The sequence below is a fragment of the Enterobacter sp. ENT03 genome, assembly GCF_019218745.1.
Classification (GTDB): domain Bacteria; phylum Pseudomonadota; class Gammaproteobacteria; order Enterobacterales; family Enterobacteriaceae; genus Enterobacter_D.
The window spans coordinates 218,553-245,101 of the sequence record NZ_JAHUXA010000003.1; the positions used below are offsets into that span (position 1 = coordinate 218,553).

Annotated in this window: 24 protein-coding genes and 1 riboswitch; of the genes, 12 read left to right on the forward strand and 12 right to left on the reverse strand. The window is 57.0% G+C overall.

Translation table 11 applies throughout. From position 1 onward, the window contains the following. Window positions 1–2 precede the first annotated feature (2 nt). Both minD and minC read right to left on the reverse strand, forming a co-directional pair. Window positions 3–815, reverse strand: a complete 813-nt coding sequence (minD, locus tag KW828_RS07780) for a septum site-determining protein MinD (RefSeq protein ID WP_218335843.1) — start codon at window positions 813–815, stop codon at window positions 3–5. Window positions 816–837: 22 nt separating this feature from the next. After that, window positions 838–1,539 (reverse strand): septum site-determining protein MinC, encoded by a 702-nt coding sequence (gene minC / locus KW828_RS07785; protein WP_218335913.1) that lies wholly within the window; start codon window positions 1,537–1,539, stop codon window positions 838–840. 122 nt (window positions 1,540–1,661) lie between these two features. On the opposite strand from minC, the gene KW828_RS07790 reads away from it, so the two are divergent. From KW828_RS07790 to KW828_RS07800, 3 genes are all read left to right on the forward strand, one after another. Continuing rightward, a complete protein-coding gene (locus KW828_RS07790) occupies window positions 1,662–1,937 on the forward strand; it encodes a YcgL domain-containing protein (RefSeq protein ID WP_218335844.1) in 276 nt (91 codons plus the stop codon). Window positions 1,938–1,973: 36 nt separating this feature from the next. Next, entirely contained in the window at window positions 1,974–2,633 is a 660-nt protein-coding gene (locus KW828_RS07795) for a fumarylacetoacetate hydrolase family protein (RefSeq protein ID WP_218335845.1), read from the forward strand. 94 nt (window positions 2,634–2,727) lie between these two features. After that, window positions 2,728–3,174: a YcgN family cysteine cluster protein gene (locus tag KW828_RS07800; protein WP_218335846.1), complete on the forward strand. Its 447-nt coding sequence runs from the start codon at window positions 2,728–2,730 to the stop codon at window positions 3,172–3,174. 61 nt (window positions 3,175–3,235) lie between these two features. Here KW828_RS07800 and dsbB read toward each other — a convergent pair whose 3' ends face one another. Then, window positions 3,236–3,766: a disulfide bond formation protein DsbB gene (gene dsbB, locus KW828_RS07805; RefSeq protein WP_218335847.1), complete on the reverse strand. Its 531-nt coding sequence runs from the start codon at window positions 3,764–3,766 to the stop codon at window positions 3,236–3,238. 296 nt (window positions 3,767–4,062) lie between these two features. On the opposite strand from dsbB, the gene fadR reads away from it, so the two are divergent. Further along, entirely contained in the window at window positions 4,063–4,782 is a 720-nt protein-coding gene (fadR, locus tag KW828_RS07810; protein ID WP_218335848.1) for a fatty acid metabolism transcriptional regulator FadR, read from the forward strand. A 39-nt stretch (window positions 4,783–4,821) separates the two neighbouring features. On the opposite strand, the gene KW828_RS07815 is transcribed toward fadR, so the two are convergent. Next, window positions 4,822–6,354 (reverse strand): SpoVR family protein, encoded by a 1,533-nt coding sequence (locus tag KW828_RS07815; RefSeq protein ID WP_218335849.1) that lies wholly within the window; start codon window positions 6,352–6,354, stop codon window positions 4,822–4,824. 319 nt (window positions 6,355–6,673) lie between these two features. On the opposite strand from KW828_RS07815, the gene KW828_RS07820 reads away from it, so the two are divergent. Both KW828_RS07820 and dadX read left to right on the forward strand, forming a co-directional pair. Next, window positions 6,674–7,972 (forward strand): D-amino acid dehydrogenase, encoded by a 1,299-nt coding sequence (locus KW828_RS07820; RefSeq protein WP_218335850.1) that lies wholly within the window; start codon window positions 6,674–6,676, stop codon window positions 7,970–7,972. Between the two features lie 11 nt (window positions 7,973–7,983). Further along, on the forward strand, window positions 7,984–9,054 hold the full coding sequence (gene dadX, locus KW828_RS07825; RefSeq protein WP_218335851.1) for a catabolic alanine racemase DadX: 1,071 nt from the start codon (window positions 7,984–7,986) through the stop codon (window positions 9,052–9,054). Between the two features lie 15 nt (window positions 9,055–9,069). Here dadX and KW828_RS07830 read toward each other — a convergent pair whose 3' ends face one another. After that, the gene (locus KW828_RS07830) at window positions 9,070–10,803 is read right to left on the reverse strand and encodes a potassium/proton antiporter (RefSeq protein ID WP_218335852.1); all 1,734 of its coding nucleotides are present in this window, start codon (window positions 10,801–10,803) and stop codon (window positions 9,070–9,072) included. Window positions 10,804–10,930: 127 nt separating this feature from the next. Continuing rightward, on the reverse strand, window positions 10,931–11,842 hold the full coding sequence (gene ldcA, locus KW828_RS07835; RefSeq protein ID WP_218335853.1) for a muramoyltetrapeptide carboxypeptidase: 912 nt from the start codon (window positions 11,840–11,842) through the stop codon (window positions 10,931–10,933). A 124-nt stretch (window positions 11,843–11,966) separates the two neighbouring features. On the opposite strand from ldcA, the gene emtA reads away from it, so the two are divergent. Further along, window positions 11,967–12,578, forward strand: coding sequence for a membrane-bound lytic murein transglycosylase EmtA (emtA, locus tag KW828_RS07840; RefSeq protein ID WP_129362734.1), 612 nt, complete (start codon window positions 11,967–11,969; stop codon window positions 12,576–12,578). 3 nt (window positions 12,579–12,581) lie between these two features. Here emtA and KW828_RS07845 read toward each other — a convergent pair whose 3' ends face one another. After that, window positions 12,582–13,313, reverse strand: coding sequence for a flagellar brake protein (locus tag KW828_RS07845; protein ID WP_218335854.1), 732 nt, complete (start codon window positions 13,311–13,313; stop codon window positions 12,582–12,584). A gap of 210 nt (window positions 13,314–13,523) precedes the next feature. Between KW828_RS07845 and KW828_RS07850 the strand changes: the two genes are divergently transcribed. After that, window positions 13,524–13,778 (forward strand): GlsB/YeaQ/YmgE family stress response membrane protein, encoded by a 255-nt coding sequence (locus KW828_RS07850; RefSeq protein WP_088218718.1) that lies wholly within the window; start codon window positions 13,524–13,526, stop codon window positions 13,776–13,778. A gap of 681 nt (window positions 13,779–14,459) precedes the next feature. Here the strand turns inward: KW828_RS07850 and KW828_RS07855 are convergent. The 5 genes from KW828_RS07855 to KW828_RS07875 all read right to left on the reverse strand — a co-directional run bounded on the left by KW828_RS07855 (window position 14,460) and on the right by KW828_RS07875 (window position 22,459). Further along, entirely contained in the window at window positions 14,460–16,580 is a 2,121-nt protein-coding gene (locus KW828_RS07855) for a TonB-dependent siderophore receptor (RefSeq protein ID WP_218335855.1), read from the reverse strand. Window positions 16,581–16,829: 249 nt separating this feature from the next. Beyond that, window positions 16,830–18,599 carry an alpha,alpha-trehalase gene (locus KW828_RS07860; RefSeq protein ID WP_218335856.1) on the reverse strand — a complete coding sequence of 590 codons (1,770 nt, stop codon included), beginning with the start codon at window positions 18,597–18,599 and terminating at the stop codon, window positions 16,830–16,832. 895 nt (window positions 18,600–19,494) lie between these two features. After that, window positions 19,495–20,856, reverse strand: a complete 1,362-nt coding sequence (locus KW828_RS07865; protein ID WP_218335857.1) for a serine/threonine-protein kinase — start codon at window positions 20,854–20,856, stop codon at window positions 19,495–19,497. A 31-nt stretch (window positions 20,857–20,887) separates the two neighbouring features. After that, complete coding sequence (locus KW828_RS07870; protein ID WP_218335858.1) at window positions 20,888–21,844, reverse strand: hypothetical protein; 957 nt, start codon at window positions 21,842–21,844, stop codon at window positions 20,888–20,890. A 120-nt stretch (window positions 21,845–21,964) separates the two neighbouring features. Next, the gene (locus KW828_RS07875; RefSeq protein ID WP_218335859.1) at window positions 21,965–22,459 is read right to left on the reverse strand and encodes an SH3 domain-containing protein; all 495 of its coding nucleotides are present in this window, start codon (window positions 22,457–22,459) and stop codon (window positions 21,965–21,967) included. Window positions 22,460–23,009: 550 nt separating this feature from the next. After that, window positions 23,010–23,107, forward strand: a riboswitch (guanidine-I (ykkC/yxkD leader). Between the two features lie 55 nt (window positions 23,108–23,162). On the opposite strand from KW828_RS07875, the gene KW828_RS07880 reads away from it, so the two are divergent. The 4 genes from KW828_RS07880 to KW828_RS07895 are packed head-to-tail and all read left to right on the forward strand — an operon-like array spanning window position 23,163 to window position 26,543. Further along, a complete protein-coding gene (locus KW828_RS07880) occupies window positions 23,163–24,221 on the forward strand; it encodes a putative urea ABC transporter substrate-binding protein (RefSeq protein ID WP_218335860.1) in 1,059 nt (352 codons plus the stop codon). Continuing rightward, entirely contained in the window at window positions 24,221–25,036 is an 816-nt protein-coding gene (locus KW828_RS07885) for an ABC transporter permease (RefSeq protein ID WP_218335861.1), read from the forward strand. Before KW828_RS07880 ends, KW828_RS07885 begins: the two co-directional genes overlap by 1 nt. Next, window positions 25,033–25,815: an ABC transporter ATP-binding protein gene (locus tag KW828_RS07890; RefSeq protein WP_218335862.1), complete on the forward strand. Its 783-nt coding sequence runs from the start codon at window positions 25,033–25,035 to the stop codon at window positions 25,813–25,815. The genes KW828_RS07885 and KW828_RS07890 overlap by 4 nt, the downstream gene beginning before the upstream one ends. Further along, window positions 25,815–26,543: an urea amidolyase associated protein UAAP1 gene (locus tag KW828_RS07895; RefSeq protein ID WP_218335863.1), complete on the forward strand. Its 729-nt coding sequence runs from the start codon at window positions 25,815–25,817 to the stop codon at window positions 26,541–26,543. Before KW828_RS07890 ends, KW828_RS07895 begins: the two co-directional genes overlap by 1 nt. Window positions 26,544–26,549: the final 6 nt, after the last annotated feature.

Below are 26,549 nucleotides of genomic sequence, written 5' to 3' on the forward strand. Positions count from 1 at the left end.
ATTTATCCTCCGAACAGGCGTTTGAGGAAACCTTTCTTCTCTTCTTCTACGAAGCGGAAAGGACGATCTTCCCCCAACAGACGATCCACGGTATCTGCATAGGCCTTGCCCGCGTCTGACGCGGCGTCCAGGATCACCGGCTCCCCCTGGTTTGATGCGCGCAGTACCGACTGATCTTCCGGGATCACACCGACCAGCTTGATACGCAGAATTTCCAGCACGTCTTCCATGCTCAACATGTCGCCTTTGCTGACGCGGCCCGGGTTGTAGCGGGTCAGTAGCAAATGCTCTTTGATGGGATCCTGGCCGCGTTCTGCACGGCGTGATTTTGACGCGAGAATACCCAGAATTCGGTCAGAGTCACGCACGGAAGAGACTTCCGGGTTGGTGGTGATCACCGCTTCGTCAGCGAAATAGAGCGCCATCAGCGCGCCAGTTTCGATACCTGCCGGTGAGTCACAGACAATAAAATCAAAGTCCATTTTCTGCAGATCGTCGAGAACTTTTTCCACGCCCTCGCGGGTCAGCGCGTCTTTGTCTCGCGTTTGTGAAGCAGGCAGAATGAAGAGATTTTCAGTACGCTTATCTTTGATAAGCGCCTGATTTAACGAAGCATCGCCCTGAATGACGTTAACGAAATCATACACAACGCGGCGCTCGCAACCCATAATCAGATCCAGGTTACGCAGGCCGATGTCAAAATCGATAACGACGGTTTTCTTCCCCTTCTGGGCTAAACCTGTCGCGATGGCCGCGCTGGAGGTGGTCTTGCCGACGCCCCCTTTACCCGAAGTAACAACAATAATGCGTGCCATAGGTATTCCTTGTTAAAAGGGCTTAGTTCAATGGTTGAACAGTCAAAGCGTTTTCTGCAATCAGCAGACGCGCCGCTTTGCCATAAAATTCGGCCGGGATATTCTCGCTCAGCCAGTATTCTCCCGCGATAGACACCAGTTCCGCGGTGAGATGGGTACAAAAAATTTGTGCTTCACGATCGCCGCTGGCACCAGCCAGCGCACGTCCGCGCATCATGCCGTAGACATGAATATTGCCATCGGCAATCAATTCGGCACCGGCACTGACATGACTGGTAACGATCAAATCAGAGTTCGGGGCATATATACGCTGGCCTGAACGCACCGGCGTATCGATTAATCGTGTGATGGTGTGCGGCGTGGCAGCGGGTTCTTCTACTACTGCGACGGGGGCAGGGGCCTGACGTACCGCCTGCTCCTTGCCTTCCGTGAGTAACGGCAAACCGGCTTGTTCGATTTCGGCTTTCAGGGCGACATCTTTACAGCCGCTGATCCCGACCACACGCAGACCCGTACTGGCGATCACTTTTTGCAGCGTGGACCAGGAAATACTTCCTTCCACATCAGCAACATTGATCACCACCGGCGCGTGCTGTAAAAAAGCGGGAGCCTGCGCGATTTTGTCTTTCAACGCCTGACGAATTACCTCGGGCTTTGCATCATGCAAATGAACCACTGATAAGGTGAAGCTACTGCCTTTTAGCTCGATGGGCGTGTTTGACATCCTGACCTTACTCAATTTGCTATTATCACCCGTACAGCGGGTAATATTCCGAAGACCAGAAGGCATGTTATAGTCAGGATTATATTGAGGCAAGTCACCTCCCGACAAATAAGAGCAAAAGAATGTTTTGTGTGATCTATAAAAGCCCACGACGTGAACAGACCTACCTTTACGTTGAAAAAAAAGACGATTTTTCCCGTGTGCCGGACGCCCTGATGCAGGGATTTGGCAAACCGCAACTGGCGATGCTGTTACCCCTCGACGGGCGTAAAAAACTGGTCAACGCCGATCTGGAAAAAGTGAAAGAAGCGCTGAAAACCCAGGGCTATTATTTACAGCTGCCCCCACCGCCGGAAGATTTGCTGAAACAACATCTGGCGAGCGCGGGTAAAGGTTAACCTCATACGCGATTTGCGTGTCAATCAGGGGGATTCATGTATCAACATCACCACTGGCAGGGCGCACTGCTGGAAATGCCGGTCAGTAAGGTTGTCTGCGTCGGCAGTAACTACGCAAAGCATATCCAGGAAATGGGCAGCGCCACGCCGACGGAGCCGGTGCTGTTTATTAAGCCGGAAACCGCACTGTGCGATCTGCATCAGCCGCTGGCCCTGCCACAAGGCCTGGGTTCGGTGCATCATGAAGTCGAACTGGCCGTGCTGATTGGTGCCACCCTGCGTCAGGCGAGCGAAGAGCACGTTGCGCAGGCGATTGCTGGCTACGGCGTGGCGCTGGATCTGACGTTGCGCGATATTCAGGGGCAAATGAAGAAAGCGGGGCAGCCGTGGGAGAAAGCGAAAGGCTTTGATAATTCTTGTCCGATCTCCGGTTTTATCCCGGTATCCGAATTCCAGGGCGATCCGCAGAACACGCCGCTCAGCCTGAAGGTCAATGGTGAAGTACGCCAGCAGGGCACCACAGCCGATATGATCCACAAGATCGTGCCGCTGATTGCCTACATGAGCCGTTTTTTCACCTTACGCGCCGGCGATATTATCCTCACCGGTACGCCGGAAGGCGTTGGCCCGCTGCACAGTGGTGATGCGCTGGAAGTCAGCCTCAACGGGCTAACCATCAATACCCGCATACTCTGAGTGCGAAATGCCGTCCATAAGGGCGGCAAAGCTTGCATCGACGTGCCAGACTGGTTATAAGGTGCAGCTTGATTTTCTACTGGCGGATCCGCTTATGACTGACATTCCTTTCTGGCAAAGCAAAACACTTGAGCAGATGACCGACGCCGAGTGGGAATCGCTGTGTGATGGCTGCGGGCAGTGCTGCCTGCACAAACTGATGGACGAAGACACGGATGAAATCTATTTCACCAACGTCGCCTGCCGTCAGCTGAACATCAAAACCTGCCAGTGTCGTAATTATGAGCGCCGCTTTGAGTACGAACCCGATTGCATCAAACTGACCCGTGATAACCTGCCGACGTTCGAATGGCTGCCGCCGAGCTGCGCCTACCGTCTGCTGGCGGAAGGAAAAAGTCTGCCAGTATGGCACCCGCTGCGTACCGGCTCCAAAGCTGCCATGCATGCCGAACGTATTTCCGTGCGTCACATTGCGGTTAAAGAGTCAGAGGTAAACGACTGGCAGGACCATATTTTGAATAAACCCGAGTGGGCGGACTAAAAACAAAAAAAATCCGGAAACGCCAGGCATTTCCGGATTTCTGTCACGTTCTGCGTAAAGACTAGCGCCCGAACAGATCGCGTTTCTTTGGTTTGAACGCCTGTGCAATGACGACCAGCACGGCAACCGCAAAGTACGCGATAAAGATACCGAGCAACCATTGCGGCATTTCCAGTGACAGGAACGACCACTGACGCTCTGCGCAGTCGCCGGACGCCACAAACACCTGCGGCAGCCACTTATCGAGCGGCAGCCAGGTCGGGAAGCGGGCGGCAAAATCACAGGTCGCAAACGGATTCGGGTGCAGCATGATGTTAGTGTGTTCCCAGGCCAGCTGGATCCCCCGCCAGGCGCTGTACAACCAGATCCCCATAGCCACAAAGCGCAGCGGCGTTTTAGGTGCGATGGCTCCCACAAGCCCTGCGCCCATCACGCCAAACAGCGCGCTTCGTTCATAAATACACAGGACGCAAGGTTTGAGCAGCATCACATGCTGGAACCACAACGCCACCATTTCAAGCGCCAGCGCGGTCAGTGCCATTAACAGCCAGGCACCGCGTCCGTGAGAGCACTTGTTTAAAAATCGCAACATAATCATTTCCCTGAGACTAACGTGGACACCGCAGTGTAAACGAATTCACTCCCTACGCCACCCGTCCAATAAAAAAATAACTGCGGGAACGGGTTGCCGCAAAACACCGCCAGGTCGCGCCAGGATAAGTGCATCCTTTAAGTCTGTTTGCTGGATTTAATCACCAGAAAACCGCCCCTGATAAAATCCTAAAAATGAAGTCCTGATCCCTTTTTCTTCACCCCTGGCGCTATCTGCGCCTGTATCGCTCTGGTATGATGAGTGCCTTTGTTTCGTTGCGTAATGGAAATCTCACTATGGTCATTAAGGCGCAAAGCCCGGCGGGTTTCGCTGAAGAATATATCATCGAAAGTATCTGGAATAACCGCTTCGCCCCAGGGACCATTCTGCCTGCCGAGCGTGAGCTTTCTGAACTGATTGGTGTCACTCGAACCACCCTGCGTGAAGTGTTACAGCGTCTCGCCCGTGATGGCTGGCTGACCATTCAGCATGGTAAACCCACCAAAGTGAACAATTTTTGGGAAACATCGGGGCTGAATATCCTTGAAACGCTGGCACGCCTCGATCATGAAAGCGTTCCTCAGCTGATCGACAACCTGCTTTCCGTCCGTACCAACATCGCGACTATTTTTATCCGCACGGCTTTCCGTCAACATCCTGAAGATGCGATGAAGGTGCTTGCCACGGCGAATGCCATTGAAGATCACGCCGATGCGTTTGCCGAGCTGGATTACAACATTTTTCGCGGGCTGGCGTTTGCCTCAGGCAACCCGATTTACGGCTTGATCATCAACGGCATGAAAGGCCTGTACACGCGCATTGGCCGTCACTACTTTGCCAATCCGGAAGCCCGCAGCCTGGCGCTCGGCTTTTATCACAAGCTGGCGCAGGTGTGCGAGCAGGGTGAACTGGATCAGGTGTATGACACGGTTCGTCGCTATGGACGCGAGAGCGGCGAGATCTGGCACCGCATGCAAAAAACGCTGCCTGGCGGCATCTCAATGCACGGACGTTAAGACGAAGAAAAACCCCTCTCATCCGAGAGGGGTTTTGTTTTACAGGCTGTTCGGACGCGGCGGGCAGCGGTCTAACAGCTCCACGCTACCATCCTCATTTTGCTGCTCCAGCGCGACATCAAATCCCCATAGACGATGCACATGCTTTAACACTTCCCGGCGGCCCTTATCCAGCGGCGCGCGATTATGCGGAATATAACGCAGCGTCAGCGAGCGATCCCCGCGCAGATCCACATTCCATACCTGAATATTCGGCTCCAGATTGCTCAGATTGTACTGGGCTGACAGTTTCGAGCGGATCTCCCGGTAGCCATCCTCGTTATGGATAGCGGCAATCTCCAGATAATTATTGCGATCGTCATCCAGCACGCTGAACAGGCGGAAATCGCGCATTACCTTAGGCGACAGAAACTGGCTGATAAAGCTCTCGTCTTTAAAATCACGCATCGCAAAGTGCAGCGTTTCCAGCCAGTCGGAGCCAGCGATGTCCGGGAACCAGTAGCGATCTTCTTCAGTGGGCGACTGGCAAATACGCTTAATGTCCTGGAACATGGCAAAGCCCAGCGCATACGGGTTAATGCCGCTATACCACGGGCTGTTATAGGGCGGCTGGAACACCACGTTGGTATGACTGTGCAGAAACTCCAGCATAAAGCGCTCAGTCACTTTTCCTTCGTCATACAGGTGATTGAGAATGGTGTAATGCCAGAAGGTCGCCCAGCCTTCGTTCATCACCTGCGTCTGTTTTTGCGGATAAAAATACTGGCTCACCTTACGCACAATGCGCAAAATCTCCCGCTGCCAGGATTCCAGCAGTGGCGCATTTTTTTCCATAAAGTAGAGCAGGTTTTCCTGCGGTTCAGAAGGATAACGACGCGCTTGCGCCACCGCTTCGACCTCTTCTCGTTTAGGCAGGGTGCGCCACAAGGTATTCACCTGGCTTTGCAGATACTCCTCACGGCTTTTTTGCCGCGCTTTCTCTTCCTGCAACGAAATTTTCTGCGGACGTTTATAGCGGTCAACGCCGTAGTTCATCAGGGCATGGCAGGAGTCGAGCAGCTTCTCTACCTCATCCACCCCATAGCGTTCCTCGCAGTCGGTAATGTATTTCCGTGCGAAGATCAGGTAATCGACAATCGAGCTGGCATCGGTCCAGCTGCGGAACAGGTAATTATTTTTAAAGAAGGAGTTATGCCCGTAGCAGGCATGCGCCATCACCAGCGCCTGCATGGTAATGGTGTTTTCTTCCATCAGATAAGCAATACAGGGGCTTGAATTAATGACGATTTCATACGCCAGCCCCTGCTGGCCGTGCTTGTAGAGTCGTTCTGTCTCGATAAACTTTTTACCAAAAGACCAGTGGGGATAGTTGATCGGCATCCCGACGCTGGAGTAGGCGTCCATCATCTGCTCCGAGGTGATCACCTCGATCTGATGCGGATAAGTATCCAGGCGGTAGAGTTTTGCCACGCGGTCAATTTCGGCAAGATAGGTATCGAGCAGCTCAAACGTCCAGTCAGGTCCATCGCAGAGACGTGTCGTATCCTTATTCATGGAATCAATCATAGCCATTAGCGCGCCCTCATTGTTGGCGGATCTCTCTGTATGGAGAGCCTCATTTCAAGCATAGATCAAGGTGTCACAAAGGGTCTGCCCGGTAAATTTTTTTCTTCACCATTTCGCCTTGCCGGAATGGGGTAAAAGCCCCTGTTCGCAGAATAAAATACTGACTAAAAAGGTGGCTCAGCAGGAGATCCTAAAACCGCCGTCACAGGCGGCGCGGGCTAAGATGTGAGGTGAGTCACCATAAAAAAGCCATATGTTGAATAACATTTTCATCTGGGTTATCAATTTGTAATCAGAACATTGTTCTTTCTCATAGGGAGTGGTTATGCGCATTGTCGTACTGGGAAGTGGCGTGGTGGGTGTCACCAGCGCCTGGTATCTGAATCAGGCCGGGCATGAAGTCACGGTGATCGAGCGGGAACCGGGTCCGGCGCTGCAAACCAGCGCCGCCAATGCCGGACAGATCTCACCCGGTTATGCGGCGCCCTGGGCCGCGCCTGGCGTGCCGCTAAAGGCGATCAAGTGGATGTTTGAACGCCACGCGCCGCTGGCTATCAGTCTGGATGGCTCTTCGTCACAGTTGAAATGGATGTGGCAGATGCTGCGCAACTGCGATACCCGTCACTATATGGAAAACAAAGGCCGCATGGTGCGTCTTGCCGAGTACAGCCGCGACTGCCTGAAAACCCTGCGTGACACCACCGGCATCCAGTACGAAGGACGGCAGGGCGGCACGCTGCAACTGTTCCGCACCGCGCAGCAGTATGACAACGCCACCCGCGACATCGCGGTGCTCAAGGAGGCGGGCGTACCCTATCAGTTACTGGAAGCGTCCCGTCTGGCGGAGGTGGAACCGGCGCTGGCCGAAGTGTCCCATAAGCTGACCGGCGGCCTGCGCCTGCCCAACGATGAAACCGGCGACTGCCAGCTGTTTACCCAGCGGCTGGCGGCGATGGCAGAGGCGGCGGGCGTGGTATTCCGCTACAACACGCCCGTTGAGCAACTGCTGCATGAAGGTGAAAAAATCTACGGCGTGAAGTGCGGCGACGAGGTCATCAAAGCCGATGCCTATGTAATGGCATTTGGCTCTTACTCCACCCGAATGCTAAAGAACATTGTCGATATTCCGGTCTACCCCCTTAAGGGGTATTCGCTGACCATTCCGGTTGCGGAAGATGACGGCGCGCCGGTTTCGACCATACTGGATGAGAGCTACAAAATCGCCATCACCCGTTTTGACCAGCGCATTCGCGTCGGCGGGATGGCAGAAATCGTCGGTTTTAATACCGAACTGTTGCAGCCGCGTCGTGAAACTCTGGAGATGGTGGTACGCGATCTCTTCCCGCGTGGCGGCCATGTGGAACAGGCGACCTTCTGGACCGGGCTGCGGCCAATGACGCCGGATGGCACGCCGCTGGTAGGGCGCACGCCGTTCAAAAATCTGTGGCTCAACACCGGTCACGGCACGCTGGGCTGGACCATGGCCTGCGGATCCGGCCAGTTGCTGAGCGATTTGCTGTCGGGTCGTACACCGGCGATCCCGTTTGAGGATCTGAGCGTGGCACGCTACCAGCCCGGTTTCACCCCGGCCCGACCGCAGCAACTGCACGGTGTACAAAACTAAAAGGAGCAGTCATGTCTCGTCCTGTACAGGCCACCATCGACACGCAGGCGCTGCGTCATAACCTGCAGATTGTCCGGCGGGCCGCGCCTGTGTCCCGCGTCTGGTCGGTGGTGAAAGCCAACGCCTACGGACACGGTATCGAGCGGGTATGGAATGCGCTCAGCAGCAGCGATGGCTTTGCGATGCTCAATCTGGAAGAGGCGATCCTGTTACGCGAGCGGGGGTGGAAAGGGCCGATCCTGATGCTGGAAGGTTTTTTTCATGCCGATGAACTGGCGCTGTTCGATCAGTATCGCCTGACCACCAGCGTACACAGCAACTGGCAACTGAAAGCGCTGCAAAACGCCCGATTACAGGCGCCGCTCGATGTTTACCTCAAGGTGAACAGCGGCATGAACCGTCTCGGTTTCCAGCCGGAGCGGGTGCACTCGGTGTGGCAACAACTGCGGGCGATGAGCAATGTTGGCAGCATGACGCTGATGTCACACTTTGCTGTCGCCGAGCGTCCCGACGGTATCGACGAGGCGATGGTGAAAATCGAACAGGCCGCCGAGGGGCTGGACTGTGCGCGTTCATTGTCTAATTCGGCGGCCACGCTCTGGCATCCGGCGGCGCATTTCGACTGGGTCAGGCCGGGCATTATTCTTTATGGCGCCTCGCCGTCCGGCCAGTGGCAGGATGTGGCGACCAGCGGCCTGAAACCGGTCATGACGCTCAGCAGCCAGATCATTGGCGTTCAGACGTTAAAAGCAGGTGACAGCGTGGGCTATGGACTGCGCTACCGGGCGCGAGGGGAGCAACGCATCGGCATTGTCGCCTGCGGTTACGCCGACGGGTATCCGCGTGTGGCCCCGGACGGTACGCCGGTGCTGGTGGACGGCGTGCGTACCCGCACCATCGGCGCAGTTTCTATGGATATGCTGACGGTAGATCTGACCCCATGCCCGCAGGCCGGGATCGGCACGCCGGTAGAGCTATGGGGGCAGGAGATCAAAATCGATGATGTGGCGAGCGCCGCAGGCACGGTGGGCTATGAACTGATGTGCGCCTTAGCCCCGCGCGTACCTGTTGTGACAGTGTAACATTAAACGGGGCGGTCAGGCCGCCTCGTCTTCCATTGGACGAACCCCGACCTTGCGCACCGCGTTATCTTCTTTCTCCGCTACCGTCCAGATCATCCCGGCGAACTCTACCTGATCCCCGACCACCGGCGCGGCCCCCAGCAGTTTCTGAATAATTTCCCCCAGCGTCTGCTGCTTGTCGCGGTAATCCGCGCCGACATCAATGCCGTAAATCAGCGCCACATCCGCAAATTTCGCGTTGGCTTCGAGGATAAAGTCGCCGAAGAAGCGCTGATCCAGCGCCACCGGCGGTGAATGGCTGAACAGCTTGCCAAGTGCGGGCAGGTCTTTTTCACGGCCAATCACGCACAGCACATCCCCCTCGCGCAACCGGGTGCTGCCGGTAGGATGTAAGAGGGCGTTATCGCGGAACAGCGCCGCAATGCGCGTTTCGGCAGGCATATGCAAATCCCGCAGCGCCGCGCCGACGCACCATTTATCGTCGCTAAGCTGATAGATAAACTGCTCCCACGGGTTTTCCGGGTGAATGTCCAGTCCGACGCGGGACTCCGGCCAGCCCACTGGCGGCACCACCACTTTGGCTTTTTTCGCCGCCCAGCCGAGGGAAGAGCCCTGGAACAGCAGCGAAATCAGCACCACGAAGAAGGCGATATTAAAGAACAGTCGCGCATTTTCCAGCCCGGCCATCATCGGGAAGACCGCCAGAATAATCGGTACTGCGCCGCGCAGGCCGACCCAGCTGATAAAGATCCTTTCGCGCAGGTTAAAGCCACGGAACGGCAACAACCCGGCAAATACCGACAGCGGGCGGGCGAAGAAGATCATCCAGGCCGAGAGGATCAGCGCCGGAATAGCAATGGCCAGCAGATCGGACGGTGTCACCAGCAGGCCGAGCACAAGGAACATGGCAATTTGCGCCAGCCACGCCAGACCATCAAAGTTTTGCTGAATGCTGTAGCGGTTGCGCAGCGGGCGGTTGCCCAGCACAAAGCCACACAGATAGACCGCAAGAATACCGCTGCCTTCCAGCGCAGTGGTAATCGCGAAAACCATGATGCCGCCGCTGAGCGCCAGCAACGGATACAGCCCGGCGGGGAGGGCGATGCGGTTGATCATCTGCTGTAACAGATACCCCCCGGCCAGACCCAGCACAATGCCCAGTCCAAACTGCTGAATAATATGCACCGCAAACATCCAGCTCAGGCCGCTTTCATGCTGCTGGATCATCTCAATTAAGGTGATGGTTAAAAACACCGCCATCGGATCGTTGCTGCCGGATTCAATCTCCAGCGTCGAGCCAACACGCTCATTAAGCCCTTTACCGCCAAGCAGGGAGAACACTGCTGCGGCATCCGTGGATCCGACAATCGCGCCGACCAGCAGGCCTTCCATGATGTCCAGATGAAACAACCAGGCGGCCATCATCCCGGTCAGACCTGAGGTGATCAACACGCCAACCGTCGCCAGCGACAGGGCAGGCCCCAGCGCCACCCGGAAGGAGCTTGCCTGGGTGCGCATCCCGCCATCCAGCAGGATCACCGCCAGCGCCAGGTTACTCACCATGTAGGCAAAGGGGTAGTTATCAAAGGGGATACCGCCAACACCATCCACCCCGGCGAGCATGCCGATGGCCAGGAAAATCACCAGGATGGGAATACCGAGACGAGAGGAGAAAGAACTTAATAAGATGCTACAGGTTACCAGTACAGAACCCAGAATAAAAAGACCGATTATCGCCTCTGCTTCCAATGTCGAATTACTCCTCAAAACGCCGTTACTGCCAGACAACATGCACGATCGGCGACCGTGCATCTCAATACGCTTCTTTATATTAACGGCAGGACATCAGATTTGATAAGGGCGATGAATACATTTTTTACTCATGCAGCACAGAATGCCCTGTCAGGGTAAGCCGGGTGTGCACGCCATCGTGGTCAAGGGTCGCCTGTGCGCCGAGCGGCAGAGTAACCGTTTGCGGCTCATGGCCGAAGGCCAGACCGGCGATTAACGGGATGGCGAGCTGCGAGCGCATAAAGTCGATCATCGCCGCCAGGCTGTAGCCCGCATCGTAATCGTTGGGCGCGCTGCCGCTGAAACTGCCGAGGATCACCGCCCGCTGGCGGGACAAAATCCCGGCGTGGTGAAGCTGCAACAGCATGCGTTCGACGCGGAACGGGTGTTCGTTGATGTCTTCGAGCACCAGAATGCCATTGTCGATGTCCGGCATCCACGGCGTGCCGATAAGCGATACCAGCATCGCCAGATTCCCGCCCCACAGCGTGCCCTGCGTGTGGCAAGGCTGCCCGTCACCGTGCCACTCCACCGTGAACGTCGCATTGCGCAAGGCCAGCCAGAAGTGCCGTTCGGTAAAAGCATCCGCCGTTTCGGCACCGACGTTGCCCGCCAGCATCGGCCCGCTGAAGCTCCCCACGCCGTGCTTAAGCAACCCCAGCTGAAAGGCGGTGAAATCGCTGTGCCCGCAGATCAGCAGCGGATCCTGCTGCTGACGCCGCGCCAGTCCCGCCCAGTCCACCGAGGTCAGCAAACGGCTGGCGCCGTAACCGCCGCGCACCGGCATGACAATCACGTTTTTACCGGCCAGCGTGGTGAGTCCGTTGAGATCCGCCAGCCGTTCGTCATCGCTGCCGGCGAAGCGCTGCCAGCGGCGGGCGATCACCTCGCGGTTATGCACCTCATGACCGGCAGCCTCCAGCCGCGCAACACCACGGGCGGCCGCCGCCTGATTAATGCAGTAACCCGAAGGCGCAATTAAATGAAACACAGACATGGCAAATCCTTGCTGACATATAAAGTGAAACGTTTATCATGCCGCTTACGCCCGCCATACTTCAAGCGGCATCTGCTGGCTGGCGGGCGACTGTAAATTACATACCGGTAAAAGGATCGTTGGCGTGAAATTAAGATGGTTTGCTTTTTTGATTGTGTTACTGGCGGGATGCAGTTCAAAACAGGACTATAAAAATCCACCATGGAACCCGGAAGTGCCGGTTAAACGCGCCATGCAGTGGATGCCGATTAGCGAGAAAGCAGGGGCAGCGTGGGGCGTCAGCCCGCGACTTATTACTGCGATCATCGCGGTGGAATCCGGCGGTAATCCGACCCTGGTCAGCAAATCCAATGCGGTCGGCCTGATGCAGCTGAAAGCTTCTACCGCCGGACGGGAAGTGTACCGGCATATGGGCTGGAAAGGGCAACCCTCCACCAGCGAGCTGAAAAACCCGGAGCGTAATATTTCGATGGGGACGGCCTATCTGAGCATTCTGGAACATGGCGTGCTGGCAGGGATTGAAGATCCGGAAGTGATGCAGTATGCGCTGGTGGTGTCCTATGTGAACGGCGCGGGCGCGCTGCTGCGCACCTTCTCATCGGATCGCAAAAAAGCCATCAAAGAGATCAACTCGCTGAGCCCGGATGAGTTTGTCGACCATGTCGCCGACAATCACCCGGCACCTCAGGCCCCCCGCTACATCTGGAAAGTGCAGCAGGCGATGGATGCCATGTAACCCTTAGCGGACGTTGTTGGCGCGTTGATGCGCTTCGCGCTCCAGCGAGAAGATGATGCGCTGGAGCTCGCGCTCAACCGCCGGGTTGACGTTCAGAAAGCGGAAGCTCAGGCGCGGGGTGGACACCGTTTCGTTTTTACCATCCACCACCGTGCGCTCGCTGATCGACAGCAACTGGGCATCAAAATAGAACTGCCCCCAGCCCGCCATATCCAGCTCAATTTGCGTAAAGCGCAGCCCTTCTTTCAGCGCCTCCGGCGCACTGCCTTCCAGCAACGCCCCCATGCCGCCGAGCGATAAATCGAACAGACGAAAACGCAGTAGGGATTTATCCGGCATTCTGGCTTTGCAGTAATAGGCCGGATAGAGCGGGGCGGAGATGCGGAAATACTCCCGACGCTGGATAAACCACAGTTCGGCGGGCAGCGGCGTAATAAACGCAGGCAGCGCCTGATATTCGCCGCTAAAAAGTTTGGGCAGTGTAAATTCGACTTTTGCGCCACGGGTTTCTGCGGTAACGGCGATATTCTCGGCGCGCTGAACGGCTTTGTTATCGTATTCCTGGCTACCGAAATCCATCACCAGACCTTCCGGCGAGACGTCGAGGATCTTGCTGATAAACTGACCACTGGACCATGAGATGCGCAACGGCACCTGGCCTTTTTGCAGATCGCGCAATACCCCCAGCACGGCCAGCGGGGTCTGCTTCAGAAACTGCTCACTGTAATTACTCACGCCGGATGGCTCCTTGGTAGCGTATCGCCTGTCGGGGATATATCGGCATGGCGACGGGAAACTTAATACAAACGAAGAAATATTTTTTGCGATTAAACTGAATTAAGTCTGTGACAACTAACCCTTTTGCTGTGTTTGCCTATACTTAGCGTCGTGGGCAGGAAATCATTCTTGCGGTATCGAGTCACAACAAAAAGAGGACATTGCAAAATGGGCATTATTGCGTGGATCATTTTTGGTCTTATTGCCGGTGTTATCGCTAAATTTATCATGCCTGGGCGTGATGGCGGTGGTTTTATTCTGACCTGTATTCTGGGTGTGGTAGGTGCCGTGGTCGGCGGCTGGCTGGCAACGATGTTCGGTATCGGTGGGGATGTGACGGGCTTTAATCTGCACAGCTTCCTGGTAGCGGTTGTCGGTGCGATTGTGGTGCTGGCGTTGTTCCGCCTGCTGCGTCGGGGATAAGTTCAATTCTTGTATGTTTTGTATAGTGGTCTGTTGCGCTCTTACTGACTTCTGAGAACAACACAGAGTTCAGGCGCACAGAGCGCGCAGGGGTCGGCCAGTCGCCGCCGCCCCCTGCACCCCCGGGCTTCCGGCAAGAAAATCGCCGCTACGCGGTGGCCTTCGGCTTATCCCTTCCGGCTTCGGGTCGGGCGCGATGCAGCGTCCCTGCAACTCGCGCCCTCAGCCCGCATCCATGCGGGCTGCCCCGGCCGTAAGTGAACGCCTCAGCGATTTTCAGCCGACCCCACACACTTCCAGATTTCTAAAAAAACACCCCTCACAGCTCCCTGTAAGTTCAGAAAAACATAAAGCCACTCAGTCGCTTTATAAAAAACAGAGATATTCACGCGAGGGGTTGAGTCCCCGCTGAAACCGGCGAGCCGGAGGCCGGATGACAAGGGCTGGACGCCATGGATGGCGGCCAGAGGCGACATGAGGCAGGAGGCCGAATCGAGCCGACCGCGGGCAGACGGGCGGGAGGTGAGCGCAGTGCGCAGCACCGGTTTCTTTGCGGGGCCGCGGGGATTGACAAGGGGGACGCGGTGTCCCCCTTGTCACGTTCACCGTCAGCGGCGTCACGCCTGATGCCGATCTAAAAGTGAACGGAACCTTCCACCGAACGGAACCTAAACAAACAACTTAAAAATCATACCCCACGGTTGCCACCACACTCCGCTCCGCCGCGTAGTAACAGTTATTCGTCCCGTAACAACCCGCCACGTACTCGCGATCCCCCAGGTTATTCGCATTCACCTGCACAAACGCCCCTTTCAGCGGCGCTGACCACTCGCCCAGATCCGCACGCACCGACGCATCAAACACCGTCGCTGACGGCAGACGCGACGAGTTAGCATCATCGGCCCACTGCTTGCCGATATAACGCACGCCCGCACCGACGCTCAGGCCGTAATCAAACTTATAGTTCGCCCAGAATGACGCCATCTGATCCGGCGTCAGCTGCGGCGTGTTGCCGGTATTGCCGTCCAGCGAATCCTTATACTTCAGGCGATTCCAGGTATAACCCGCAATGGTGCTCAGGCGCGGCGTTAACTGATTACGCGCTTCAAGTTCCACACCCTGGGAATGCACTTTCCCGGCGGGCAAATAGGTCGCGGTGGCGATATTGATGTCGCGTGTGGCGACATCTTTCTGCGTCAGGTCGTACATCGCAATGCTGTACATATCCGACGTGCCCGGCGGCTGGAATTTCAGACCCGCTTCATACTGCTCGGCGGTTGTCGGTTTCAGCAGCGTACCGTCTGGACCCGGCAGGGAGGCCGGGGTGATCGCCTGGCTGTAGCTCATGTACGGCGACAGGCCATTGTCGAAAGCATAAAGCAGCGAGGCTCGGCCGCTGATATGGTCATCCTGACGACGGTTCGAGGTGGAATTTGAGTCGCTAACCTGTTCAGAGACGATGCGATCATAGCGACCAGAGAGATCCATATGCCAGCGATCCCACACCATTTCATCCTGCAAATAGACGCCGGTCTGGTAGTAGCGACGGTTATTGTCATCGTTATACGTCACGACGTGACCGTTCTGTGCGGTGTAACCGGTATACGGATCCAGCGGCGATGCGCTGCCGGCACCGGTCCACAGGTCGTTACGATAGCGATGGTATTCACCGCCGAGGGTCAGCGTGTGCGTCACATCGCCGGTATTAAAATCAGCCTGCACGCGGTTATCGGTAGACCACGCATCCAGCGAGCCACGGTTGCCGCTGTAGCCGCGCGCCAGCGTGTTGGTGTCATCGATCCAGCCCAGCTGATACACCTGATCCAGCGACACGTTCGCATGGGTGTAGCTGCCGCTGGAGTGTACCGACCAGACATCGTCGAACTGGTGATCGAACTCCAGGCTGTAAATCTGCTCCCGGCGGCGGTAACCGTCATCGCTCTCGCCTTCGTTGGTACTGGTGGCGAGCTTGCGGCCATTATGCGCAAAACGGGTGCCGTCGAGGGGCAGGGAGCCGTGATAGCCGCCAGTCGGATCTTTTTGCAGATAGGCGCGTAACAGCAGGCTGGTATCGGAATCCGGCTGCCACAGCAGCGACGGGGAAATCGCGTAACGCTCTTCGCGAGTGTTGTCGTACTGGGTATCGCTGCTGCGGGTCATGCCGATGATGCGGAACGCCAGCTGCTCGTTGATCGCATCGGTGTAATCGAAGGCGCCGCCTTTGGTATTGTGCGTTCCGCCGCTAACCCGGAAATGTCCTTCCTGTTTAAACTGCGGGCGTTTCGAGGTGAGATTCACCAGACCGCCAGGCACACTCTGGCCATACAGCGCCGAGGCCGGGCCTTTCACCACGTCCACCCGCTCGATAAACCACGGATCGATCTGTAATACGCTGTGGCTGCCGCCATCACTCATCAGACGCATCCCGTCGAGGAACAGGTTATCCACGTCGCCGCCATGGAAACCGCGCAGTGAAATGGCGTCAAAGCGAGTGGCACCGCCGCCGAAACCGGCATAGACGCCTGGCGTGTAGGCCAGCGCCTGGGACACAGTCGCCACGCCCTGATCTTCCATCTGCTGACGGGTAACGACAGACACGGACTGACCGGTGGTGATCAGCGGCTGGTCGGTTTTCGTCGCACCGCGCGTAGTTTGCACGGTATAGCCTTCGGTCGGCGCCGTGGCTGACTGCGGGGCAGTGGCTGTTACCACCACGGTATCTTCGGCGAGTACCGCATGAGGAAGTGCCAGCGCAAGGGCGCACAGCAAGGACGAACGTTTCAGGGATAATGTCGTGGTCATTCCGGGATCCTGAGTACCGTTGCGCGCGGGGCATCGGCCGCCGCCACAAACGGGAAATTTGTGTCAACAAATGTAAAAGGAATGCGAATTATTATCGTTTACGTTAGAAAATACAACGGAAAATCAGTGTGGGATTAATCGAGGGGAGAGCGAGGAGATTGCGCCAGGCCCGGCAAGCCTGCGCCGCCGGGCAATGTGTTGATTTCGCAGACTAAAACCTGCTACCAAATTTGGTAGCAGGCAACCCACTTACTGCGCGACTTTTTCTGCCGCAGGAGCAGGAGCAGGAGCAGGAGCAGGAACAGGAGCAGGAGCAGGAGCAGGAGCAGGAGCGCTTGTCTGTGCCGGAGCCGTTTGCGCGGCAGGCGGCGCGTCTGGCACGTTGTCACACGGTTGCGCTTTCGGGCAGACCAGATCCAGCATCATCAGCGTCACGCCGTTGCTCCAGCCAAAGCCGTCCTGCAACGGGTATTCACCGCCGCCACCGCCGGTGCCGGTGCTGCTGACGTCATATTTCTCCACCAACTTCTGCTTGCTGTCATAGGTATGCTGCACGTTTTTCAGGAAACGCCAGGTCACATCCATCGCCAGCTTCTCGTGGTCATAATTTTTCAGACCGGCAGTGGCGACCCACTGCAGCGGTGCCCACCCGTTCGGCGCATCCCACTGCTGGCCGCTGTTGACCGTCGTGGTGGTCAGGCCGCCTGGCTTGATCAGTCGCGCTTCGGTGGCCGCCGCCACTTTATCCGCACGATCTTTTGCCGCCGCGTTAACGTACAGCGGGAACAGTGCGGCGGCGGTCAGCTGATTACGCACCTTATTGGTTTTCAGATCGTAATCGGCGTACCAGCCCTCTTTGTCATTCCACAGGTTGGCTTCCATCGCTTTTTGACGCGCATTGGCCAGCGCTTCAAACTTCGTGGCTTTTGCGCTATCCCCGGAGGCCTGGCTGGCGCGGGCGATCATTTTCTCCAGCTTGTACATCAGCGCGTTCAGATCCACCGGCACAATGCTGGTGGTACGGATAGTGCCGAGCTGTTGGGGATCGTCCATCCAGCGCGAACTAAAGTCCCAGCCGGACGCCGCCGCCGCGCGCAGATCGCGATATATCTCGGTTGCCGGGCGGTTCGGGTTATTTTTGGCGGTGGTGACATCGGCAAGCCAGGATTCCGGACGCGGGGTGTCGCGGTCATCCCAGTAGCGGTTGAGCAGCGAACCGTCCTGCAATTTGACGACGCGTTTGCTGGCATCGCCCGGTTGCAGGGCGTCTGCGCCTTCCATCCAGTACTGATACTCTTTTTCCATCTGCGGCAGATACTGCTTAAGCGCGTCATCCCCTTCATGGGTGGCTAACAGCTCAACCATAAAGGCGAAGAACGGCGGCTGTGAGCGGCTCAGGTAGTAGCTGCGGTTACCGTTAGGAATGTGGCCCCAGGTGTCCAGCTCATAGGCGAAATTATCCACCATATCCTGCACCTTATCCCAGTGATTGCTCTCCGCCAGCCCCAGCATGGTGAAGTAGCTGTCCCAGTAATAGACCTCGCGGAAGCGTCCCCCTGGCACGACGTAAGGTTTTGGCAGCGGCAGCAGGGAATCCCACTTGCCCGTGGTGTCGGTGGTGCGCGTCAGCACTGTCCACAGGCCGTCGATGTGCTCGCGCAGGCTCTGTCCGGCAGGCGGCACATACTTTTTGCCCTCGCCGGGCACCTCAAAGTTAACGTCCACGAAGTGACGCAGATCGAAGCCGGACAGGTTGCGCTGCATGCGGTAATCCGCCAGCACCATCAGCGGATCGCTTTTAGGCACCGCATCGGCAAAGGTTTTTTGATCCGGGAAGAGTTTGGCGGTTTGTACATCGCTAAACAGCGGGCCAAGCAGCACATCCGGCGATTGCGGCTGGCCTTTGTTCTGAAGTTCATCCGCCAGCAGCGGGGCGGAAAGGGTCAGCAGTGCGCCACTAAGTGCGAGTTGCATGGCAAAAAACAGCGAGTGGGGACGGCGCATGAAAGGTTTGGTCATTAATTATTCTCCTTAGGGGGTGAACAGCGAAACCGCTGCAATCAACCTTGAGAAAACAGTAGACGAATATCGGGCGGGGTGCGTGGTGGATTTGGCTTTTTGCGCTTTGGGAGGCAAATTTTATTTAGGGGGGGAGGTTCCGTTTGGTGGAAGTTTTCCGTTCGGGGGAAGTGTTCCGTTCGGGGGGAAGTGTTCCGTTCGGTGGAATTGTTCCGTTCACTTTGGGTTTCGTGTCAGGCGTGACGCCGCTGACGGTGAACGTGCTAAGGGGGCCACCGCGGCCCCCTTAGCAATCCCCGCGGCCCCGCAAAGAAACCGGTGCTGCGCACTGCGCTCCCCTCCCGCCCGTCTGCCCGCGGTCGGCTCGATTCGGCCTCCTGCCTCATGTCGCCTCTGGCCGCCATCCATGGCGTCCAGCCCTCGTCATCCGGCCTCCGGCTCGCCGGTTTCAGCGGGGACTCAACCCCTCGCGTCATTACCGCGTTTTTTATATTGCGACTGAGTGGCTTTAGTTTTTTATGAACTTACAGGAACCTGGGAGTTGGGTTTATAAAAGAATCTGGAAGTTTGGGAGTCAGGCTGAAAATCGCTGAGGCGTTCACTTACGGCCGGGGCAGCCCGCATGGATGCGGGCTGAGGGCGCGAGTTGCAGGGACGCTGCATCGCGCCCGACCCGAAGCCGGAAGGGATAAGCCGAAGGCACCGCGCAGCGGCGATTTTCTTGCCGGAAGCCCGGGGGTGCAGGGGGCGGCGGCGACTGGCCGCCCCTTGCGCGCTCTGTGCGCCTGAACTCTGAGTTGTTCTCAGAAGCCAGTAAGAGCGCAACTTACCCCAGCACTCAACACCAGCACTTAACCATTGCATCCACAACAAAAACAAAGCATTAGCGCTAATTCTACCCCTGCGGATTAATCAGCCACGTACCCGGCGTGGCGATCACCAGCGACTGCGTATGCGACTGACTCCCGCTTTGCAGCGTAATATCATACTTACCCGCCGGGAGCTGAATAAACGCAAACCCGCTTGAGGCGGCGACCGCTTTCTGCGACTTGCCGTTCACCAGCAGTTGATCCGCATCGCTCATGCGAATATACACCCTGGCAATCAGCCCGCCCGCAGGCGTGGGTGTCACCGGTGTGGCGGTTGGCGTGGCGGTGGCCGTTGGGGTCGCATCCTGAACATCCGGCGACGCTCCGCGGAACAATAATGCCCCGACGATCACCCCGACCAGCACGCCCGCCGCGATTTGCAACGGGGTTTTGGCGCGCGCCCATAGCGGACTGGCCGCGGCTTTTTCGTCTTCCACCGGTACCAGCATGGTGCCGGTCTTTTGCAGCCTGGCGAGCTCCGTGCTGCGACGGGTGGTGATTTCCGCCAGTGCCGCAAACTCTTCGATTGACTGTGGACGGGCTTCCGGTTTCAGCGCCAGCGCCTGATCCACCGCCCGTAACAGCGCCGGTGACCAGCCCGCTGGCGGGTTTTCCGTCAGCCGAATGCAATTGTCCTGAATGCTGCGCGTCACGCTGGCGGGCGGCGCAACGCCTGCGATCAGCGTATAGAGTACGGCGCCCAGCGCGTAAATGTCGGTCCACGGCCCAATCTGGTTTTCCAGATCGCTGCTGTACTGCTCCAGCGGCGCATAGCCGGCGTGCAGCATGGTGGTATTAAGATCGCGCACCTCGTCACCCTGTGGACGCGAGACGCCAAAGGTCAGCAGCAGCGGAATGCCGTTGTCCTGGATCTGAATGCTTTTCGGCGATAAATCCCGGTGGATGACGCCTTCCGCATGCAGCGCCGCCAGCGCGCCGCACAGCATCGGCAGGATGCGCCGCACCCACTCTTCGTCCAGCACGTCCGGCTGTTGCTGATGCAGTTCGGCCAGCGTGATGCCGCTGTAGTAACGCGTCACCGTGTAGGCGGTGTCGTTTTCCGTCCAGAAGCGCAGCACCTGCACCAGCTCCGGATAGTTAAACTTCGCCAGCCGACGGGCATCCTGAATAAAGGCGGTGAGGCCGGTGTTGTACGCCGGCTGATCCTGTTGGCTGCGCAACGCGAGGCTCATGTCGTCGCTGCGCACAACCATGGCGCGCGGCATATATTCGCGAATGATAACGACGCGTTCCAGCTGATGATCCCACGCGCGATAGATGATTTCGCACGGCGTGGTCTGCAAAACGTCCTGTATTTCAAATTCGTCAAAACGATAACCCGGCGGCAGGGCGTCGGCTATCGCGGGAGTGTAATCGCTGGTTGTCATTGTGCGGCTTCTCTGTTGCAGACGGACATGATCATTTTTGCGTGCGCCACGAGCCGGCGGCCGGATCGCGAAGTTGCGGATGCAAATTATCAATTAATAGCAGCGTCAGCGGCGTACCCGGCTCCAGCCATTCCGACCAGACCTTGCGCACCGCATTCAGGCGCGTCTGTAAGCGCGCTTCGTCCAGCGCCAGCTCACGGGAGACTTCGACCGCGACCGTGCCGTTGCTTTTCCAGCCGTTAATGTCCTGGCTGTAGGGCAGGATCATCCAGCTTTGCGGGGCCTGCTCGTTACTGACCACCATGCGCTCATTATTGACGCTGGTGATAAGCAGCGTATCGGCATTCACCGTACTGCTTAATCCACTGACCGGGAAACCGTGCACGAAGGTCATCATCATGCGCTTATCGCCGTTGACGCCGCTTTGTACCATTTCGCTGCGGCCATTCAGCCAGCCGCCTTTCTCACATTGATCCTGCGCTTTGGCAGGAATAAACAGTGCCGAGGCATTGGCATCGCCGCGCCAGAAGGTGCGCAGGTGACAGCCGTCCTGGAGGGTAAATTCCAGCCACGGCGTGCGGTCAGCCGGGGCGGAAAGGGTGGCCTGCGCCGGTGCGCCTTGCGGCTCCAGCGTTTGCGGCGCGATGTCCAGCGCCCAGGCGCTCTCTTTACTGGCCGTGCCGGTCGCCAGCACGTGATCCTGGGGATCGACCAGTTGCCAGCTGATCTGCGTCAGCGTGCTGCACTGGCTTAACAGCAGTTTGCCAAGGCGTGGCATAAAGTTACTGAGAATGAACGGGTTCTTGTCGCCCATCGTGGTAATACGCAGCGGGAGTTCAGCGGCGCACCAGCTTTGCGGGGAGTTATCCTTTATATCGTCTATCCAGACATCCAGCTTCTGAGAAGGGGATTGCACGATGCGATAATTCCCAGCTGACGCGGTAGTGGTTGCCAGTAGCAATGCCAGACCGGAGAGCCAGAGTTTCATAAAAATCCTTGTTAGCCTGTGAAAAATGAAGTCGCGACTTCATCACCCTGGATATGTATTTTAGTTCAGAATTATCTTATGAAAAGAGGGAGCGACATTGCATCGCTCCCCGTAACAGAATTAGTCGATGATCCAGGTACCGCTGTCGCCTTTCTGACAGGCTTTGCTGCTGTTATCCACCGCCACGCAGGTAGATTTTTTTGCCGCCCGTTTCGGACGTGGACGGTCACTTTTCAGCGCCTGCTCGTAACGTTCGCTAACCACCAGCGCCCGCTCGGGCACATAGCCCAGCAGTTGCGGATTGTCGGTGGTGCTGATCGCCAGCCACGACTGCTCGACAAAACCTAATACCACATAGGTTTCACCGGTTTTCAATTCGCCCAATACCTTACCGCTGAAATCAGGTTTGCTTAAGATTGAGCCTGGGTACATCGCCCGATATTCATCGTTAACCGGATTAAATTCTTTAGGCGGGACCACAATATGACGGTGAGTCAGCGTTACACCATTTACCTGACTGGTCACGATGGTATCGTCGGTGATCTTCGGCGGCGGCGCTTTACACCCTACAACGGTGCTGACCACTAAAAGGAGTAACAAGCTTCGCAAATTCATCGTAACTTTCCCTGCTATAAAGTTGAACCCGACGTGAAATATGCCATGCCGCTGAGATAACCGGTGCACCGGCAAACCTGCCTGCGCAAAACGGTAAAGCAATTAACATGGATTAGCATAATCGTTGTGATTTTACATTGACTGCTTAACAATTCAATGGCGTTTGAAACGCCGTCGTACACAATGCTGAATAAAGCGCCATCGTGCATATGTATGAGATTAAGTTGATTCTTATCCCCAGCCGCGCTGGGGGTAATGTCCACGCAATTAATCTCATTGAGTAAAGGCTATATTGCGTTATTTCGCACGTCACAATCACCTAAAAAAGAGGATTTTTCTTAGGGTAAATCGCCGCATAAAAATATCATTCATTAGAAAGGATGAATAATCCTGTTGCACCGCTTTGCGGCATTGCCCCATTTTGGGTCGCTATTTTTGCCCGTTGCCACGACATCCTCCCCGCAAACCGCCCACGAAGCGTAACCGCAAAACTGGCACAGCCCTTGCTTGGTATGAAGCAGAAGGCAGCGCATCAGACATCATTCTGTAAAAAATAGCGGGCTAGGGTTCCGGTTCACCTCGGTGAATGCTGGTCCGAGAGCTGGCGACCTCAGCGAGGTTACACGGCGGGACAAAAACCCGGGAGACAGCAGCACCAGAAGGTGTCGCGCTGCTCCTGTTTTGTCCAACCAGAGGTCGAACCATGAAGACATTGCCACTGCTCCGCTCCCTCGTACTGTCACTCGTGATGTTAACGAGCCTGCCCGCGCTTGCCGCCGTCAAAAAAGAATTCAACGTCTGCTGGACCATCTATGCCGGCTGGATGCCGTGGGGCACCATCGCCGGCGATAAAATCATCGACAAATGGGCCAGTAAATACGGCATCAAAATCAACGTCGTGCAGCTTAACGACTACATCGAATCCATTAACCAGTACACCGCGGGCCAGTTTGATGGCTGCACCATGACCAACATGGACGCCCTGACCATTCCGGCCGCGGGCGGCGTCGATACCACGGCGCTGATCCTCGGCAGCTACTCCGAAGGCAACGACGGCGTGGTGGTGAAAGGGGAAGGCAAGACCCTCGCGGATCTGAAAGGCATGAAGATCTATCTGCCGGAGCTGTCCGTTTCCCACTACCTGCTGGTGCGCGGCCTGGAAAAAGCCGGGCTTGCGGAACGCGATGTGACGGTGGTGAATACCTCCGATGCGGATATTGTCTCCGCGTTCAGCACGCCGGACGTGAAAGCGGCGGTGGCCTGGAACCCGCAGCTGTCGGTGATCAAAAGCACCCCCCAGGCGACTGAAGTCTTCAGCTCTGCGGCGGTACCGGGCGAACTGATCGATATGATGGTGGTGAACACCGCCACCTTAAAAGACAACCCGGCGCTGGGCAAAGCCCTGACCGGTGCATGGTATGAAATGATGGGCCTGATGAAAGCCCAGGACAGCAACGCGCTCAACGCCATGGCAGCGGCGTCCGGCACCGATCTGGCGGGCTACCAGGCGCAGCTCAAAACCACGCATCTGTTCTACACCCCGGCGGATAACCTTGCCTTTACTACCTCAGCCGAACTGGCAAAAACCATGCAGCGCGTGGCGCAGTTCTCCTTCGACAAAGGTCTGCTGGGCGATGGGGCGCAGAGTGAAGATTTCATCGGGATGGCCTTCCCCGGCAACGTCACGCAGGGCGATGCCAGCAATATCAAGCTGCGCTTTGATGACAGCTTCGTGAAAATGGCCGCGGCCGGGACGCTCTGATGCGCCAGATTAACCGTCATCCGCCCCAGGGAATGCGCATCATGCTGGTGCTGCTGCCGTTTATTCTGCTGCTGGCGGTGTATTTCATCAGCTCAGCGGTACGGCTTGACGCTAACCCGCATGACAAGCTGCTGCCGGGGCTGGATCAGATGCTGAGCGCCCTTGACCGGATGGCGTTCACGCCAGACCGCCGCAGCGGTGAATACCTGTTCTGGATGGACACGCTGGTCAGTCTGGCGCGTCTGCTGACCGGGCTTTTCATCGCCTCGCTGCTTGGCCTGTGCATCGGTATCACCGCTGGCGTTTTCCCGCTATGGCGGGCGTCGCTGTCGCCGCTGATGACCGTCCTGTCGATGATCCCGCCGCTGGCGATCTTACCGGTGCTGTTCATCGTCTTCGGGCTGGATGAACTGTCGAAAATCATGCTGATTGTTATTGGTATCACACCGATGCTGGCGCGGGATCTGGAGCACCGCGCCCGTGAAATTCCCCAGGAGATCATCATCAAAGCACAAACGCTTGGCGCTAACAGCTGGACGCTGGTGCTGCGTGTGGTGCTGCCGCAACTGCTCTCACGCCTGTTGACCTCACTGCGGCTGCTGCTTGGCTCGGCGTGGCTGTTTCTGATTTCCGCCGAAGCGATCTCCTCTACCGCCGGGCTGGGTTACCGCATCTTCCTCGTGCGCCGCTATATGGCGATGGACGTGATCATTCCTTACGTGGTGTGGATCACGCTGCTGGCATGGCTGATGGATCTGGCGCTGCGCAAACTGCACCGCGTCTGTTTCCCGTGGGCGGAAGGGGACAAAGCATGAGTTTTATCAACATCAACAACATCTGGCAGGAGTACGGCGATCATGTGGTGCTGGAGCGGGTAAACCTGCAAATCCAGGAAGGGGAGTTCTGCTCCATGGTCGGGGCGTCAGGCTGTGGCAAATCTACTTTCCTGCGTCTGCTGCTCGGCCAGGAAGCGCCCAGTCGCGGCAGTATTACCCTTGACGGTAAACCGCTTGCCGCCGAACCGGATCGCAGCCGGGGCGTGGTATTTCAGCGCTATTCGGTGTTTCCGCATCTCAATGTGCTGGATAACGTGGCTATTGGCCTGGAACTTCCTCACGCGCCGCTGATCGGAAGGCTGTTTGGCGGTCGCAAAAAAGCTGCCCGTGAACAGGCAGCGCAAATGCTGCACAAAGTCGGGCTGGGGCAGGCGCTGCACAAATACCCGGCGCAGCTCTCCGGCGGCATGCAACAGCGGCTGGCGATCGCCCAGGCCTTCATTATGCAGCCGCGCGTGCTGCTGCTCGACGAGCCGTTCGGCGCGCTCGATCCGGGGATCCGCAAAGACATGCACGGCCTGCTTTTACAACTGTGGAGCGAAACCCGCATGACGGTGTTTATGGTCACCCATGACCTGTCCGAGGGCTTCAACCTCGGCACCCGCCTGCTGGTGTTCGACAAAGTGCGCCTCGATCCCCATGAACCCAATGCTTATGGCGCACGCATCACCTATGACATCCCCCTCAACGAGGCACGCATGGCAGAAGTGATGGCCGCAGCACCGCCAAACGTCGTATCCATTAAGGAGTACATCTGATGACGCAACTTTATCATTCCGCCCCCGCGCTGCGCGAAGAAACCGTCCCAGGCGGCGGTCATCTCTCTTTTATTCTCAAGCGTGGTCAGATCCTGCGCATGACCGATCTACAGGGCGGAGGCAACGTCAGCATGATGATGCTCAACGCCCATGAAAAAAGTGAACGCTTAAATCTGCCGGACACGCTGAAAGGTCAGCACACCGCGCGACTGACCGCCGGGCACTGCTTTTATTCGGATATGGGCCGCGTGCTGACCGGCATTCTGGCGGATACCTGCGGCTGGCACGATCCCTTCGGTGGCGTGCTGAATGCGGCAGAAACCCTGGAGAAATACGGCGCGGGGCGCTATCAGGAACAGCGCAACGGCTTTTACCGCAACGGCATGGATAACCTGCTGGTGGAGATGGGCAAATGGGATCTGAACCTGGAAGATCTGCTGATGGTGGTCAACTTCTTCAGCAAAGTGAGCGTCGAGGCTGACGGCAGCTTCCGCTTTCAGCGGGACTTCTCCGCGCCGGGCAGTGCAGTCGAGCTGTATGCGGCGATGGATACGCTGATTGTGCTCACTTCGTTACAACATCCTTTAGATCCCAACCCGGCGTATGCGCCGCGCCCGGTGGCGCTCAGCTGGTTCACGGCAGACGACGCGCATGCCGCTGAACAGGCGCTGTTAACGCGCCCGGAAAATGGCCGCGCGCTGGACAACACTCACCTTTTCGCCCTGTAAGGAGAC

Excerpts from the sequence above, each read along its gene's own strand:
- KW828_RS07880 (WP_218335860.1), top strand. The coding sequence starts at position 23,163 with ATGAAGACATTGCCACTGCTCCGCTCCCTCGTACTGTCACTCGTGATG.
- KW828_RS07850 (WP_088218718.1), top strand. The coding sequence starts at position 13,524 with ATGGGCATTATTGCGTGGATCATTTTTGGTCTTATTGCCGGTGTTATC.
- KW828_RS07790 (WP_218335844.1), top strand. The coding sequence starts at position 1,662 with ATGTTTTGTGTGATCTATAAAAGCCCACGACGTGAACAGACCTACCTT.
- ldcA (WP_218335853.1), bottom strand. The coding sequence starts at position 11,842 with ATGTCTGTGTTTCATTTAATTGCGCCTTCGGGTTACTGCATTAATCAG.
- KW828_RS07855 (WP_218335855.1), bottom strand. The coding sequence starts at position 16,580 with ATGACCACGACATTATCCCTGAAACGTTCGTCCTTGCTGTGCGCCCTT.
- minD (WP_218335843.1), bottom strand. The coding sequence starts at position 815 with ATGGCACGCATTATTGTTGTTACTTCGGGTAAAGGGGGCGTCGGCAAG.
- KW828_RS07870 (WP_218335858.1), bottom strand. The coding sequence starts at position 21,844 with ATGAAACTCTGGCTCTCCGGTCTGGCATTGCTACTGGCAACCACTACC.
- KW828_RS07820 (WP_218335850.1), top strand. The coding sequence starts at position 6,674 with ATGCGCATTGTCGTACTGGGAAGTGGCGTGGTGGGTGTCACCAGCGCC.
- KW828_RS07795 (WP_218335845.1), top strand. The coding sequence starts at position 1,974 with ATGTATCAACATCACCACTGGCAGGGCGCACTGCTGGAAATGCCGGTC.
- KW828_RS07890 (WP_218335862.1), top strand. The coding sequence starts at position 25,033 with ATGAGTTTTATCAACATCAACAACATCTGGCAGGAGTACGGCGATCAT.
- dadX (WP_218335851.1), top strand. The coding sequence starts at position 7,984 with ATGTCTCGTCCTGTACAGGCCACCATCGACACGCAGGCGCTGCGTCAT.
- KW828_RS07800 (WP_218335846.1), top strand. The coding sequence starts at position 2,728 with ATGACTGACATTCCTTTCTGGCAAAGCAAAACACTTGAGCAGATGACC.
- KW828_RS07875 (WP_218335859.1), bottom strand. The coding sequence starts at position 22,459 with ATGAATTTGCGAAGCTTGTTACTCCTTTTAGTGGTCAGCACCGTTGTA.
- minC (WP_218335913.1), bottom strand. The coding sequence starts at position 1,539 with ATGTCAAACACGCCCATCGAGCTAAAAGGCAGTAGCTTCACCTTATCA.
- KW828_RS07885 (WP_218335861.1), top strand. The coding sequence starts at position 24,221 with ATGCGCCAGATTAACCGTCATCCGCCCCAGGGAATGCGCATCATGCTG.
- KW828_RS07895 (WP_218335863.1), top strand. The coding sequence starts at position 25,815 with ATGACGCAACTTTATCATTCCGCCCCCGCGCTGCGCGAAGAAACCGTC.
- fadR (WP_218335848.1), top strand. The coding sequence starts at position 4,063 with ATGGTCATTAAGGCGCAAAGCCCGGCGGGTTTCGCTGAAGAATATATC.
- KW828_RS07865 (WP_218335857.1), bottom strand. The coding sequence starts at position 20,856 with ATGACAACCAGCGATTACACTCCCGCGATAGCCGACGCCCTGCCGCCG.
- KW828_RS07815 (WP_218335849.1), bottom strand. The coding sequence starts at position 6,354 with ATGGCTATGATTGATTCCATGAATAAGGATACGACACGTCTCTGCGAT.
- dsbB (WP_218335847.1), bottom strand. The coding sequence starts at position 3,766 with ATGTTGCGATTTTTAAACAAGTGCTCTCACGGACGCGGTGCCTGGCTG.
- KW828_RS07860 (WP_218335856.1), bottom strand. The coding sequence starts at position 18,599 with ATGACCAAACCTTTCATGCGCCGTCCCCACTCGCTGTTTTTTGCCATG.